The following is a 13,417-nucleotide window of genomic DNA, read 5'->3' on the forward strand; positions in this document are numbered from 1 at the left end:
TCAGTGGCGATGGCGGTACACGACCACCGCCATCGCCACGCCCATCAGGCCGTGACCGACACCCATGAGCGCGCCACCGGTGATCAGGCCGGCCCAGTAGGGCACCAGCAGCAGGGCGAACGGCACGTACATCCACGCCGTCATCTCGATGATCGGGCGACGGCCGTGCCCGCGGAACCGCATCCACCCGGCCATCGGCAACGCCATCTCGGTCGCCATGATCAGGGCCCGCCAGCCGGTGTCGTCGAGCGCCGCGGACCAGCCGATCGCGGTCAGCCCGAGGCGGACGAGCGGGCCGAGAACGGTCATGCCCAGCCCCATCGCGATCCACATCTCGAGGTAGTGCAGCACGGCGCGGCGGGTGGCCGGCGAACGCCAGGTCAGTGCGGTCATCGCGGTCGCCTCCCTAGTGGATAGCTGAACTATCTATAATGGGAAGCTACCCTACCCATCAGGGGTACGTCCAGAGGAAGGGACGCCGCATGCGGATGGCCGAGCTGAGCCGGGAGTCAGGGGTTCCGGTCGCGACGATCAAGTACTACCAGCGCGAGGGGCTGCTCCCGCCCGGCGAGCTGACCAGTCCGAACCAGGCGCGCTACGGCGCGGCGCACGTGCGGCGGCTGAAGCTCGTCCGGGCCCTGCTGGAGATCGGGGGCCTGTCGATCGCGGCGGTGGGGGAGGTGCTGGCGGCGATCGACGAGCCGGCCACGTCGACGCACGACATCCTCGGCCTGGCCCAGCACGGCCTGCCGGCGGCCACGCAGGAGGTGACCGACGAGGAGCGGGCATGGGCGATGGGTCGCATCGAGGCGATGGCCGGGCGGCGGGGCTGGGAGGTGCACGCCGGGTCGCCGGTGGTCGAATCACTGGCCGGGGTCCTGTGCGCGTTGCGCCAGGTCGGTCACGAGTGGGTCCTGGACGAACTGGACACCTACGCCGCAGCCGCGGACACCGTCGCCGAGGCGGATGTGACCGCTGTGGCGAAGCTGGGGGCCACCGAGGCGGTCGTGGAGGGCGCTGTCGTCGGCACGGTGCTCGGCGACGCCCTGCTCGCCGCGCTCCGGCGGATGGCGCACGCGCAGGTTTCGCGGCGGCAGTTCTCCGTGTAGCCCGGGCATCTCGCCACCGGACAGCTCACTCGGTGACAATTCACCCGATCCAGGGTGAGCTGGACCACGGGCTCGATGGCTGACCACGAAAAGTGATCACTCGGGTCGATCTTCGATCAGACAAGTGACTTGCGCCCGGTGTGCCGCCGGCCATCCGTCACCACGCCTTGCCGTCTCTGTGATGACCCATTGTGAACAAAACGTGAGGATTTCTTTGCATATCGGACATCCAGGGCGTTTTTCGGTATCTGTGAAGCTACCGGCCGTCACTGCCGTCGGCCCGCTCGGTTCCTCCGCCCGTCGCGGAACTTCTCTTCACGGAGGCTTGAATGATCGACAACTCGGCTCGGGAGCGTGAGCACGCTCCGCCCCGCTCGTGGCGGTCCGCGCTGGACAACCTCCGCCACGACGCACCGGCCTCGCTGGTCGTCTTCCTGGTCGCGATCCCGCTGTCCCTGGGCATCGCGCTGGCCTCGGGTGCGCCCATCGTCGCCGGCCTGATCGCCGCGATCGTCGGTGGCGTCGTCGCCGGCGCGCTGGGCGGGTCACCGCTGCAGGTCAGCGGACCCGCGGCGGGGCTGACCGTTGTGATGGCGGACACGATCAACGAGTTCGGCTGGGCCGCCACCTGTGCGATCACCATGCTGGCCGGCGCACTGCAGATCCTGCTCGGGCTGAGCCGGATCGCGCGCGCCGCGCTCGCGCTCTCCCCGGCGATCGTGCACGGCATGCTCGCCGGCATCGGCGTCACGATCGTGCTATCGCAGCTCCCCATCGTCTTCGGCGCCACCGCGCGGAGCTCGCCGATCGACAACCTGCTGGCGCTGCCCGCGCAGATCCTCGACCCGCACGGCCCCGCGACCCTGATCGGCGTGGTCGCGCTCGGCATCGTGCTCGTGTGGGGCAAACTCCCCGCGGCGGTGCGGAAGGTGCCCGGCCCGCTGGCCGCGATCGTGATCGCGACGGTGCCGTCGGTCGTGGCGGGCATGAACGTGTCCCGTGTGGACGTTCCGGAGAACGTGCTGGACCTGACGTTCGTCCCGGAGTTCCCCGGCACGCGCTGGTTCGACTTCGCCGTCGCGGTCGTCACCATCGCGCTCGTCACCAGCGTCGCGAGCCTGCTCTCCGCGGTGGCCGTGGACAAGATGCACACCGGCCCGCGCGCCAACCTCGATCGCGAGCTGGTCGGCCAGGGCGCGGCGAACGTGGTGTCCGGCGCGTTCGGCGGTCTGCCGGTCGCCGGCGTGATCGTGCGCAGCTCGACGAACGTGCAGAGCGGCGCGCGGACGCGGGTTTCGGCGATCCTGCACGGCCTGTGGGTCCTGCTCTTCGTCGCGGTGCTTGCCGGGCTGCTGCGCAACATCCCGCTGGCGGCGCTCGCCGCGCTGCTGGTCCACGTCGGCGCGAAACTCGTGAACCCCGACCACATCAAGGAGTTGCGCCGCCACGGCGACCTGCCCGTGTACCTGGTCACCCTCGCCGGCGTGGTCGCGATCGACCTGCTCACTGGTGTCCTGATCGGTGTGGCGGTGGCCGCGCTGGTCATGCTGCGCCGTCTGCTGTGGTCCGGCATCCACGCCGAGCGCGACGGCGACCGGTGGCGCGTCGTCGTGGAGGGGGCGTTGTCCGCGCTCTCGATCCCGCGCCTGACCACAGTGCTCGGCGGCATCCCGCGCGGGACGACGGTGACCCTCGAACTCGTCGTGGACTACCTCGATCACGCCGCGTTCGACGCGCTGTCGGCCTGGCAGCACTCCCACGAGGAGGCCGGCGGTCAGGTGATCGTGGACGAGATCGGGCACCCCTGGTTCGAGCGGGGCAAGGCCGGCGAGCCGACCGTCCACAAGGGAAAGGCGCAGCGGATCGTGCCGCGCTGGTTCGCGCCCTGGTCCGAGTGGCAGCAGGCGTCCGCGGAGCCGCCGGTCGAGGTGCCGCGGCAGCGCCGGGGGCGGGACAGCTCGATGCGGCGCGGCATGCTCGAGTTCGAGCGGCGCACCTCGGAGCTGGTGCGGCCGATCCTGGGCAGGCTGGCCGACACCCAGCACCCGGAGACGCTGTTCATCACGTGCGGTGACGCGCGGATCGTGCCGAACCTGATCACCAGCAGCGGCCCCGGCGACCTGTTCACCGTCCGCAACATCGGCAATCTCGTGCCCGACCACGTGACCTGCGCGGACGGTGCGGACGCGTCGATCGGCGCCGCCGTCGAGTACGCGGTGGGGGTGCTGAAGGTGCGCGAGATCGTGGTCTGCGGCCACTCCTCGTGCGGGGCGATGAAGGCGCTGCTGACCGGCGCCCCGGACGGCGCGCCCGCGCTGCGGTCGTGGCTCAGGCACGCCGAGCCGAGTGTGGAGCGGGCCAGGACCCACCCGCCGATCCGCGTCGGGGACTCGCCGCCGGTGTCCGAGGCAGACCGCCTCGCGCTGCACAACGTCCTGCAGCAGCTGGACCGGCTGCGGGAGTACCCGGCGGTCGCCGCGGCCGAGGCCCGCGGCGAGGTCGACCTGGTCGGCATGTACTTCGAGGTCGGGGCCGCGCGGGTGCACCTGTACGACCCGAAGGCCGGCGCGTTCGTCTCCGCGGACGGCCTCGTGGCCGAACACGAGGAGGGCAACCCGATGGTCACGGGCTAGCCATACACCGGAAAGCCGCACGGCCGGCGCCGGTATTAGTGTCGAATCCCGTGAGCGTGCTGGTGGTGACCGGGACCGGGACCGGCGTCGGCAAGACCGCGGTGACCGCGGCCCTCGCCGCGCTCGCGCGCGCCGAGGGGCGGCGGGTCGCCGTGCTGAAACCCGCCCAGACCGGCGTGGGCCCGTCAGATCCCGGGGACGTGGACGAGGTGGCCCGGCTGGCCGGGGACGTCACGACACGCGAGCTGCGCCGCTACCCGGATCCGCTCGCCCCGGACGTCGCCGCGCGCCGCAGCGGTATCGCGCCGGTCGGTCCGGCGGAGGCGGCGCGGGCGGCGAGCGAGCTGGCCGAGTCCCACGACCTGGTGCTGGTCGAGGGCGCGGGCGGGCTGCTGGTCCGGTTCGACGCCGGCGGTGCGACCCTCGCCGACGTCGCGTGGGCGCTGTCGGCGCCGCTGCTCGTGGTCGCCGAAGCCGGCCTCGGGACGCTGAACGCTACGGCGCTGACCGCGGAGGTGGCGACCGCGCGCGGGCTGAACGTGCTCGGCGTGGTGATCGGGTCGTGGCCCGAGCGGCCGGACCTCGCCGCGCTGTGCAACGTCAGCGACCTGCCGGTGGCCGCAGGCTCGCCCCTCCTCGGCGCGCTGGCCGAGGGAGCGGGCGGCCTGGACCGGGCCGGGTTCCTGGAGGCCGCACGGGCGGGCCTGTCGCCGTGGTTCGGCGGTGATTTCGACGCCGAACGCTTCGACAAGGGCCTGTCCTCGCAGACGTGAGGCGCGCGGCACCCAGCGCCCGTCGTGGGTGTGCCGGTGACGGCGCCGGGCTGGACAGCGCGACGCGGCCGACACGGTGAGTACACGGGTGAGGCGACCGGCTAACCTCGTGGCGGCGGATCCACGCGGACGGAAAGGGGGCGCGGTGGCCGACTCGTCGCCGGTGCAGGCCAGGCCCGGAGCAGGCGGCCCGGAGCTGCCTGCCGTGCTGTTCGCCCGCAGGCCGCCACGCCCGCGCGTGGTCGTGAAGGCCGACCTGCTGCCCGCGGTCAGCCTGCTGTCGCTGATCGGGATCCTCGGCATCCCGCTGGGCTGGCTGTGGTCCCGCCTCGCGCCGCCGGAGCGGGTGCGCGTGTTCGACGCCGGCCAGCTGGTTCCGTTGCAGCTGGAAAGCTGGCACCGCTTCGACGCGCTGGCGGTCTACGCGCTGCTGGGGTTGGCCACCGGGCTGATCACCGGAGTCGCCGTGTGGATGCTGCGGGAGCGCCGCGGGCCGGTGGTGCTGATCGCCGCCGTGCTGGGCGGGCTGCTCGCCGCGTGGCTCGGCACGCAGATCGGGGTGGCGTTCGCCAACGGCCACTACGCCGTCACCAGCACACCGGCCGTCGGGGACGTGATCTCGCGGGCCCCGCGCATCGAGTCGATGTGGGTCCTGGTGGCCCAGCCGCTGGGCACCGCGCTGGCCTACGGGCTGCTCGCGGGGTGGAACGGCCGCGAGGACCTGGGCCGCAGGCTGGGCTGAACCACCCCGGAAAACGCGAACGGCCGGGACCCTGTCGGAGTCCCGGCCGTCCGGTGTCTCAGGCCGCCTCGGCGCGCCGGCGGGTCTGGCGGATCAGGCTCCGCCGCTCCCGCTCGGTCGTGCCGCCGAAAATGCCGTTGTCGAGACCGGCGTCCAGTGCGTAGGCCAAGCACTCGGCGCGCACCGGACAGCTCGCGCACACCGCCTTGGCCCGTGCGACCTGCCGGGCGCCCGGGCCCATTTCGGACACGGGGAAGAACAGCTCAGGGTCCTCGTCCCGGCAGGCGGCACGAGTACGCCAGTCGATCGCGTCACGGTTCATGGCGTGCCGCCTCCTCTCATGCGTTTGCGTGGTGCACCGGCGCTGGCGCGCCGGCACGGTGATGAGCGCACAACAGGGCCCATCTCGTTGTTCTCGCGATATCTGGGGTTGCCACACCGGGCGTGGATCAATCACCTTGATCCGCCGGGCCGGTGGCAGGGGCTGTTTGCAGCGCCGAAGGTCCAACGGTACCAGTGAGATCGTTGTTCCCCGGCGACCTGCGAAAACCTTGTGGCCAGCGTCTCAGTTCAGGCTGGCGGGCAGGCCCAGCTGGATCAACTCGGGCGGGGGAGCGGGCACCGCGCGCAGCTTCCGGAGGAAGCCGGCCTCGCGGCGCAGCATCTGGCTGACCATGCGCAGACGCCGCAGCGGCTGGGTCTCCTCGAGCAGCATCTGCCGGTCGGCGAGTGGCAGCAGGCAATCGGCCGCCAGCAGGTACGACAGCGGTCCGGGGCCGGTCTCGGGGCCGGGGGTGACCCAGTTGTCGCGGTGCCACGCCGCGTCGCAGTAGGCGGCGTGCGCGGACAGCGCGGCGTTGCGCAGGCCTTCCACCGCCCGCGCGGCACCGGCCGGCACCGGGGCGTCGTCGACCCACTCGATGGTGCCCACGAGGTAGGGCGCGCGGGCGTTGTCGATCTCCAGGACGCGGAACCGGCGCTCGCCGCGCGTGATGATGTCGAACCGGCCGTCGGGCAGCCGTTCGCTGTCACCGAGCAGGGCCGCGCACCCGATCCCGTGCACGTGGCCGAGGTCCTCCACCTCGCGCACGGCGGAGGTCCGGATCGCGACGATCCCGAATCGGCGATCCGGTACCGTCCCGGTCAGCAGGTCGACCGCGAGCTGCCGGTAGCGCGGCTCGAACAGGTGCAGCGGCAGCGTGGCGCCGGGGAGCAGGACGGTCTGCAGCGGGAAAAGGGGGATGATCTCTGTCGCTCTTTCCTGCCGCTCCGCATCCACGGCTACACGGTACGTCGATCCGGTGGTTCTCGCTCAGCGTCGGTTCAGCGCCGCCGGGGCGGCGGGCGGAACACGGCGAACGGGTCGGTCACCTGGATCCCCTTCCCCGTGAAGGAGAACAACGCGGCGGGACGGCCGCCGCTGCGGCCGGGCGCGGCGGTGTGGCCGGTGGCGGAGAGCAGCCCGCGGCGGGACAGCACACGCTGCAGGTTCGTGGCGTCCACCTTGTAGCCGAGCGCGGCCGAATACAGCTCGCGCAGGGCCGAAATGGTGAATTCCCGGGGCGCGAGCGCGAAGCCGACGTTGGTGTAGGACAGCTTGGAGCGCAGGCGGTCACGGGCGCGCAGCACGATGTCGTGGTGGTCGAACGCGGTGCGCGGGAGGTCGCCGACCGGGTGCCAGCGGGTGTCCTCGGGCACCTCCGGGTCGACGTCGGAGGGCACCAGGCCGAGGAACGCGGTGGCGACCACGCGCGGGCCGGGCACCCGGTCCGGTGCGCTGAACACCGCGAGCTGCTCGACGTGGCTCAACTGCCGGATGTCCACTTTCTCCGCGAGCTGGCGGCGGATGGAGGTCTCCACGTCCTCGTCGGGCCGCAGCCGCCCGCCGGGCAGTGACCAGCGTCCCACGTGCGGATCCAGCGCCCGGCGCCACAGCAGCACCTGCAGTGTGGCGGAACGCACTTGGAGGACCGCCGCCAAAACCTCGTGTGCCAGGGGGGCGCTGCTGTTAATATGGCTTCGCACGGTTTTCGATTGTAAGGCGAAAACCAGCGACGGGTCCAGGAGGGCCGATGACTGCAGCGACTGTGCAGGAGATGACCCCGTACGGCGGTGTCGAGCCGGACGAGGCGTGGGCGGAAGAGGTGCGCGAGCTGGCGCGGCAGCGGGATGCCGTGCTGCTGGCGCACAACTACCAGGCGCCGGCGATCCAGGACATCGCCGACCACACCGGGGACTCCCTCGCGCTGTCCCGGATCGCGGCGGCGAGCGACGCGTCGACGATCGTGTTCTGCGGCGTGCACTTCATGGCGGAGACCGCGAAGATCCTGGCGCCGGAGAAGACGGTGCTGATCCCCGACGCGCGCGCGGGCTGCTCACTGGCCGATTCCATCGACGCCGCCCAGCTGCGCGCGTGGAAGGCCGAACACCCCGGCGCGGTGGTGGTGTCCTATGTGAACACCACGGCCGAGGTCAAGGCGGAGACCGACATCTGTTGCACGTCGTCCAACGCCGTCGACGTGGTGGCCTCCATCCCGGCCGACCGCGAGGTGCTGTTCTGCCCGGACCAGTTCCTGGGTGCGCACGTCAAGCGCAAGACCGGGCGCGAGAACCTGCGCATCTGGGCGGGCGAGTGCCACGTGCACGCCGGCATCAACGGCCCCGAGCTGGCCGAGCGCGCCGCCGCGAACCCGGACGCCGACCTGTTCATCCACCCCGAGTGCGGCTGCGCCACCTCGGCGCTCTACCTCGCCGGGGAGGGCGCGGTGCCCGCGGACAAGGTGAAGATCCTGTCCACTGGCGACATGGTGCACGAAGCCCGCGCCACCAGGGCGAAGTCGGTGCTGGTCGCCACCGAGGTGGGCATGCTGCACCAGCTGCGCAAGGCGGCGCCGGGCATCGACTTCCGCGCGGTGAACGACCGCGCGTCCTGCGCGTACATGAAGATGATCACGCCGGCCGCGCTGCTGCGCGGGCTGCGCGAAGGCGCCGACGAGGTGCACGTCGACCCGGAGACCGCCGCCAGGGCCCGCGCCTCGGTGCAGCGGATGATCGAGATCGGGCAGCCCGGCGGCGGCGAATGACCCGCCCGGTTATCGACGATCAGACGAAAACCCCGTGCTGGGAGGCTCGCGCGGATCTGGTGGTGCTCGGCAGCGGCGTCGCCGGGCTGACCGCCGCGATCCGCGCGCAGGAGCTCGGCCTGCGGGTGCTGGTCGTGACGAAGGCGGCGGTCGGCGACGGCAACACGCGCTGGGCACAAGGTGGTGTCGCCGTGGTGCTCGAGGGCGAGCACGACGAGGGTGACTCCGTCTCCCGGCACGCCGACGACACGGTGATCGCGGGCGCCGGCCTGTGCGACGCCGACGCGGTCGATGCCGTCGTGTCCCGCGGTCCCCGTGCCGTGTCCTGGCTGCGGTCGTCCGGCGCGCGGTTCGACCCCGGCGCGAGCGGGCTGCTGGCCCGCACCCGCGAGGGCGGGCACAGCGCGTTCCGGGTCATCCACGCCGGCGGCGACGCGACCGGCGCGGAGGTCGAGCGGACGCTCGTCGCCGAGGCCACCGGGCGCCGCCTGCCAGTGCTGGAGCGGCACATCGCGGTCGACGCGTTGCGCACGCCGCGCGGCGACGTCGCCGGGGTGACCGTGCTCGACCCGGAGGGGCGGCCGGGCGTGCTGCGCGCGCCCGCGGTCCTGCTCGCCACCGGCGGCATGGGCCAGCTCTACCAGGCCACCTCGAACCCGGAGATCGCCACCGGCGACGGCGTCGCGCTCGGGTTGCGGGCCGGCGCGGTCGCCGCCGACCTCGAGTTCGTGCAGTTTCACCCGACCGTGCTCTACACGCCGGGTGCGCGGGGCCGTTGCCCGCTGGTCACCGAGGCCGTGCGCGGCGAGGGGGCGGTGCTCGTCGACGGAGCGGGGGCGTCGGTCATGCAGGGCGTGCACCCGCTGGGCGACCTCGCGCCGCGCGACGTGGTGTCCGGTGCGATCACGCGGCGGCTCGCGTCCGCACCGGGCGGGATCGACGACCACGTGTTCCTCGACGCCACGGGTGTGCCCGGGTTCGCGCACCGGTTCCCGACGGTCTTCGCGGCCTGCCGGGCCATCGGTGTCGACCCCGCGCGGGACCCGATCCCGGTGACCCCGGCGGCGCACTTCGCCTGCGGCGGGATCGTGGCCGGCACGGACGGCCGCACCGGTGTCACCGGCCTGTACGCGGCCGGTGAGGTCGCGCGGACCGGCTTGCACGGCGCGAACCGGCTGGCGTCGAACAGCCTGTTGGAGGGGCTGGTCACGGGAGGGGCCGCCGCGGAGGCGGTGGCCGCCGACCTCGCCGCGGGCCTGCTGGGCGACCCGCGGCAGGCGTCCGCACCGGCGTGGGGGTGGGTGCGGATCGCCGAGCGGGACGCGCTGCAGCGCGCGATGAGCCGGTACGCCGCGATCGGCCGGGACGCGGAAGGGCTGGCGGTGGCCGGTTCCGTCCTCGACCTGTCGGCATCGGACGGTCCACTGCGGACGCACGCGGACGTCGAGAACGCGGCGCTCACCCTGGTGGCCCAGGCGTTGCTCGCGGCCGCGGCCCGCCGCGAGGAGTCGCGCGGCTGCCACGTGCGCAGCGACCACCCGCACCGCGACGACGTGCGGTGGCAGCGCAGCCAGCTCATCCGCCTCAACCCGTCGGGCCAGCCGGTGCTGGCCGACCCCGTCTGCACCGAAGGAGTGGCATGACCCTGGACCTGGAGGACGCCCGCCGCGTCGTGGAGGTCGCGCTGGCCGAGGACCTGCGGTACGGCCCCGACGCGACCACCGCCGCGACCGTGCCGGCCGAGACGACCGCGGTCGCCGAGATCACCCCGCGCGCCGACGGCACCTTCGCCGGCGGCCCGGTGGCGCTGATCGTGTTCGACGCCGTGCTCGGCTCCGGTTACCAGGTGCTCGACCGCGCCGAGGACGGCACCCGGCTGGTGGCGGGCAAGCCCGCGCTCGTCGTGCGCGGGCCGGTGCGCGGGTTGCTCACGGCCGAACGGACCGCGCTGAACCTGCTGTGCCACCTGTCCGGTGTCGCCACCGCGACGGCCGCGTGGGTGTCCGCTGTGGACGGTACCGGGTGTGCGATCCGGGACTCCCGCAAGACGTTGCCGGGCCTGCGGCTGCTGGAGAAGTACGCGGTGCGCTGCGGTGGCGGCGTGAACCACCGGATGGGCCTCGGTGACGCCGTGCTCATCAAGGACAACCACGTCGTCGCCGCGGGTTCGGTGACGGCCGCGCTGGCCGCCGCGCGCGAGCACGCGCCCGGGCTGCCGTGCGAGGTCGAGGTGGACACGCTCGACCAGCTCACCGAAGCGCTCGAGGCGTCCGCCGACGAGGTCCTGCTCGACAACTTCACCCCCGAGCAGTGCGCGGAAGCGGTGCGCCGCAAGGACGAGCTGTCGCCCAAGACCCGGCTCGAGGCCTCCGGCGGCCTGCGGCTGCCCCACGCGCGCGCCTACGCCGAGACCGGCGTGGACTACCTGTCGGTCGGCGCGCTGACCCATTCCTCGCCCGCGCTCGACCTCGGGATGGATCTCCGCTGAACCTTGTCCCTCCTTCCCCGGGCTTGCTATGACTAGGGGTCCGGGGGAGGAAGGAACGGGCATGGCGGCCAACTTCCTGCTGACCTTGCTGAGCAAGGGTGCGGGAGTGCTGGCGTCCACGCCCCCCGAACTGCCGGACGAGATCGACGATCCGGAGCCGGTGTCCGCGCTCCGGCGGATCGGCGCCGTCGCCGCGAGCAGCACCGACGGTCCGCGGTCGTCACTGATGGTGCGCGCGACGCGCTACGCCGTGCTGCTGCCGCTCGTCTACCGCATCGGGACGCTGCCGATCGCGTGGGTGTGGCTCGTCGCCGCCTACGGCCCGCTGCCCGCGGCGACGATCGTGGCGTGGGTGGGGGTGGTGGCGAACCTGGCCGGGCTGGTGTGGGTGCTGCGGGTGCCCGACCGCGACGGGCGCACGACCCGGCTGGTGCTGGGCGCGGATCTGGTGTTCGCGCTGGCGGGCGGGGTGCTGGTGAGCGCGGTCGCGCCGGCGTCGCTGTACTGGGCGGCGGCGTGGATACCGTTCCTGAACTGGACCGGGACGGTCGGGCTGTGGACGATGTGCCGCGGGGTGCCGGCGGGGGTGACGCTGGTGGTGCTGGGCGTGCCGGTCCAGCTGGGACTGCTCGCGCTCGGCGGCCAGCTGCCGATGTGGGTGCCCGCGCTCATCGGCGGTACGGGCACGGCGCTGGTTGCGGTGGTCGTGGCGGCCGGGACGCTGGTGCTGCTGGGCGTGGCGACGCGGCTGGCGCTGGCGATCGGCATGCGGCTCGGGGTGTCCGGCGAGCGGGCGCGGACGGAGCGCGCGCTGCACGACACGGTGTTGCAGGCGCTCGAAGCGATGGCGATGCGCGGCCCGGGTGACGCGGACGATCCCGCGGGCGCGCTGGCGCGGGTGCGTGCGCAGGCCCGGGCACAGGCAGGGGAGGTGCGTCGCGGGATCGGGGCACCCGGTGGGCAGGGCGAGGGGCTGGCCGCGGAGCTGACCGGGCTGGCGACCGAGATGGCGCGAGAGGGGCTGCGGGCGAAGCTGGCGCTGACCGACCTGGCCGGCGACACCCTGACCGAAGCCCGGCGAGCGGCCGTCCGCGACGCGGCCCGCGAGGCGCTGCGGAACACGCTGAAACACGCCGGCACCCGGGAAGTCGTGATACGCCTGGCCGAACACGACGGCGGGATCGCCGTGGTGATCCGCGACCACGGCGTCGGCTACGACGAGGACCAGCGACCCGCGGGCTTCGGGGTGAGCTCGTCGATGAAGGCGCGGCTCACCGAGGCCGGCGGCTGGTGCCGGATCGACTCGAAGCCTGGGCACGGCACGCGGGTGACGTTGTGGGTGCCGCGGTAGCTGCGGCGCGGGTGTCGCCCTTCTCGTCCGGCAGGACCTCGGAGTAGGCCAGCCGGGAGTCTTTTCACGTCCCTAGCGCATTTCGCCCGCGCTACCAGGGCAGGTGCGCGTTCGTCTGCTTGACCAGCTCCGCCAGCTCAGGCAGTTCCCGCACCTCGCGGCCCGCGGCGCGCAGCGTTTCCGCCCCGACGCAGTCCACGAACAGGTTCGGCTCGCGCCAGGCGAACACCACCCGCGGGATGCCGGCGTCGAGGATGTGCTGCGTGCACGAAACGGGCCGGGAGGCCCGCGCGCTGCACGGTTCCAGCGACGTGTAGATCGTCGCCCCGTCGAGCGGGTCGCCGGGCCGCAGCTTCGCGATCGCCACTTCTTCCGCGTGGTCGTGCGGGTCCGTCTCGCCCGAATAGCCCGTGGCCAGCACCTCGTCGTCCGCGGAGACCACGATCGCTCCCACGCGGAACGTCGTCGACGGCGGGCACCGCTCCGCCAGTGCGATCGCCTCCCGCAGCCGCGCGTGATCCCTCGCCGCCTGGCCCAGGTGGTAGCGCATGAACACCACGTCACCGATCCGGCGCGTCTCGGTCAGCTGCAGGCGCCCCGGCGGGAACCGGCCGGGGCCGACGAACCGCGGCGCCGCCGCCTCGCCCACGAACACCGGCGCGATCGCCAGGTGCAGCTCGTCGACCACGCCCGCCGTGAGGAACAGCGTGTGGACCGCCCCGCCGCCCTCCACCATCAGCCGCTCCACGCCGCGCCCGGCCAGATCGGCCAGCACGTGGTGCAGGTCGAGGGGATCACCGCCGTCCACGACCGTCGCCACCGCGCCCAGCCGCGAGCGCACCCCCGGAACCGCCGCGGACGGGGTGTAGACCAGCTTCTCGACGTCCCCGGTGGTGAAGAAGTTCGCCGCGGGGTCGAGGTCGCCGCTCTCGGTGATGGTGACCTTCGCCGGGGTCGCGCGCCCGGACCGCACCAGCAGCCGCGGGTTGTCGGTGCGGATCGTGCCCGCGCCCACCAGGATGGCGTCCACGCTCGCGCGCACGTCGTCGACGCGCGCGAAGTCCTCCTCGTTGGACAGCAGGAGCCGCCGGTCGCTGGTGTCGTCGAGGTAGCCGTCCAGGGAGACCGCCGCGGAGGCGAGGACGTAAGGTCGCCGGGTCACCTGCCGGAGTCTGCCATCCCGGATGGCGGACCGCGTTGACACCGGAGTCCGCGGGCACTTTCGTGCAGGGTGGAAC

At 73.1% G+C, this 13,417-nt stretch carries 13 protein-coding genes; 8 read left to right on the forward strand and 5 right to left on the reverse strand.

The window, feature by feature from the left end:
- Positions 1 to 393, reverse strand: coding sequence for a hypothetical protein (locus FB470_RS19425; RefSeq protein WP_306993473.1), 393 nt, complete (start codon positions 391 to 393; stop codon positions 1 to 3).
- 89 nt (positions 394 to 482) lie between these two features.
- Between FB470_RS19425 and FB470_RS19430 the strand changes: the two genes are divergently transcribed.
- The 4 genes from FB470_RS19430 to FB470_RS19445 all read left to right on the forward strand — a co-directional run bounded on the left by FB470_RS19430 (position 483) and on the right by FB470_RS19445 (position 5,257).
- Positions 483 to 1,109, forward strand: coding sequence for a MerR family transcriptional regulator (locus FB470_RS19430; protein ID WP_306993475.1), 627 nt, complete (start codon positions 483 to 485; stop codon positions 1,107 to 1,109).
- A gap of 329 nt (positions 1,110 to 1,438) precedes the next feature.
- The gene (locus FB470_RS19435) at positions 1,439 to 3,742 is read left to right on the forward strand and encodes a bifunctional SulP family inorganic anion transporter/carbonic anhydrase (RefSeq protein ID WP_306993477.1); all 2,304 of its coding nucleotides are present in this window, start codon (positions 1,439 to 1,441) and stop codon (positions 3,740 to 3,742) included.
- A 50-nt stretch (positions 3,743 to 3,792) separates the two neighbouring features.
- Positions 3,793 to 4,515, forward strand: a complete 723-nt coding sequence (gene bioD, locus FB470_RS19440; protein ID WP_306993478.1) for a dethiobiotin synthase — start codon at positions 3,793 to 3,795, stop codon at positions 4,513 to 4,515.
- 145 nt (positions 4,516 to 4,660) lie between these two features.
- Entirely contained in the window at positions 4,661 to 5,257 is a 597-nt protein-coding gene (locus FB470_RS19445) for a DUF2567 domain-containing protein (protein WP_370876502.1), read from the forward strand.
- A gap of 58 nt (positions 5,258 to 5,315) precedes the next feature.
- Here FB470_RS19445 and FB470_RS19450 read toward each other — a convergent pair whose 3' ends face one another.
- The 3 genes from FB470_RS19450 to FB470_RS19460 all read right to left on the reverse strand — a co-directional run bounded on the left by FB470_RS19450 (position 5,316) and on the right by FB470_RS19460 (position 7,237).
- Positions 5,316 to 5,579 carry a WhiB family transcriptional regulator gene (locus FB470_RS19450; protein WP_306993480.1) on the reverse strand — a complete coding sequence of 88 codons (264 nt, stop codon included), beginning with the start codon at positions 5,577 to 5,579 and terminating at the stop codon, positions 5,316 to 5,318.
- Positions 5,580 to 5,822: 243 nt separating this feature from the next.
- Positions 5,823 to 6,536, reverse strand: a complete 714-nt coding sequence (locus FB470_RS19455; RefSeq protein ID WP_306993481.1) for an LON peptidase substrate-binding domain-containing protein — start codon at positions 6,534 to 6,536, stop codon at positions 5,823 to 5,825.
- Positions 6,537 to 6,580: 44 nt separating this feature from the next.
- Positions 6,581 to 7,237 carry an NUDIX hydrolase gene (locus FB470_RS19460; RefSeq protein ID WP_306999375.1) on the reverse strand — a complete coding sequence of 219 codons (657 nt, stop codon included), beginning with the start codon at positions 7,235 to 7,237 and terminating at the stop codon, positions 6,581 to 6,583.
- A 92-nt stretch (positions 7,238 to 7,329) separates the two neighbouring features.
- On the opposite strand from FB470_RS19460, the gene nadA reads away from it, so the two are divergent.
- The 4 genes from nadA (at position 7,330) to FB470_RS19480 (ending at position 12,179) form a co-directional block, all read left to right on the forward strand.
- Positions 7,330 to 8,340 (forward strand): quinolinate synthase NadA, encoded by a 1,011-nt coding sequence (gene nadA, locus FB470_RS19465; RefSeq protein WP_306993483.1) that lies wholly within the window; start codon positions 7,330 to 7,332, stop codon positions 8,338 to 8,340.
- Positions 8,337 to 9,983, forward strand: coding sequence for an L-aspartate oxidase (locus tag FB470_RS19470; RefSeq protein WP_306993485.1), 1,647 nt, complete (start codon positions 8,337 to 8,339; stop codon positions 9,981 to 9,983). The genes nadA and FB470_RS19470 overlap by 4 nt, the downstream gene beginning before the upstream one ends.
- A complete protein-coding gene (gene nadC / locus FB470_RS19475; RefSeq protein WP_306993487.1) occupies positions 9,980 to 10,828 on the forward strand; it encodes a carboxylating nicotinate-nucleotide diphosphorylase in 849 nt (282 codons plus the stop codon). Before FB470_RS19470 ends, nadC begins: the two co-directional genes overlap by 4 nt.
- Before the next feature lie 61 nt (positions 10,829 to 10,889).
- Complete coding sequence (locus FB470_RS19480; protein WP_306993489.1) at positions 10,890 to 12,179, forward strand: sensor histidine kinase; 1,290 nt, start codon at positions 10,890 to 10,892, stop codon at positions 12,177 to 12,179.
- A 91-nt stretch (positions 12,180 to 12,270) separates the two neighbouring features.
- Here FB470_RS19480 and FB470_RS19485 read toward each other — a convergent pair whose 3' ends face one another.
- Positions 12,271 to 13,341: a dihydrofolate reductase family protein gene (locus tag FB470_RS19485; protein ID WP_306993491.1), complete on the reverse strand. Its 1,071-nt coding sequence runs from the start codon at positions 13,339 to 13,341 to the stop codon at positions 12,271 to 12,273.
- Between the last annotated feature and the right edge of the window lie 76 nt (positions 13,342 to 13,417).

It is taken from the genome of Amycolatopsis thermophila, assembly GCF_030814215.1.
GTDB classification, from domain to species: domain Bacteria; phylum Actinomycetota; class Actinomycetes; order Mycobacteriales; family Pseudonocardiaceae; genus Amycolatopsis_E; species Amycolatopsis_E thermophila.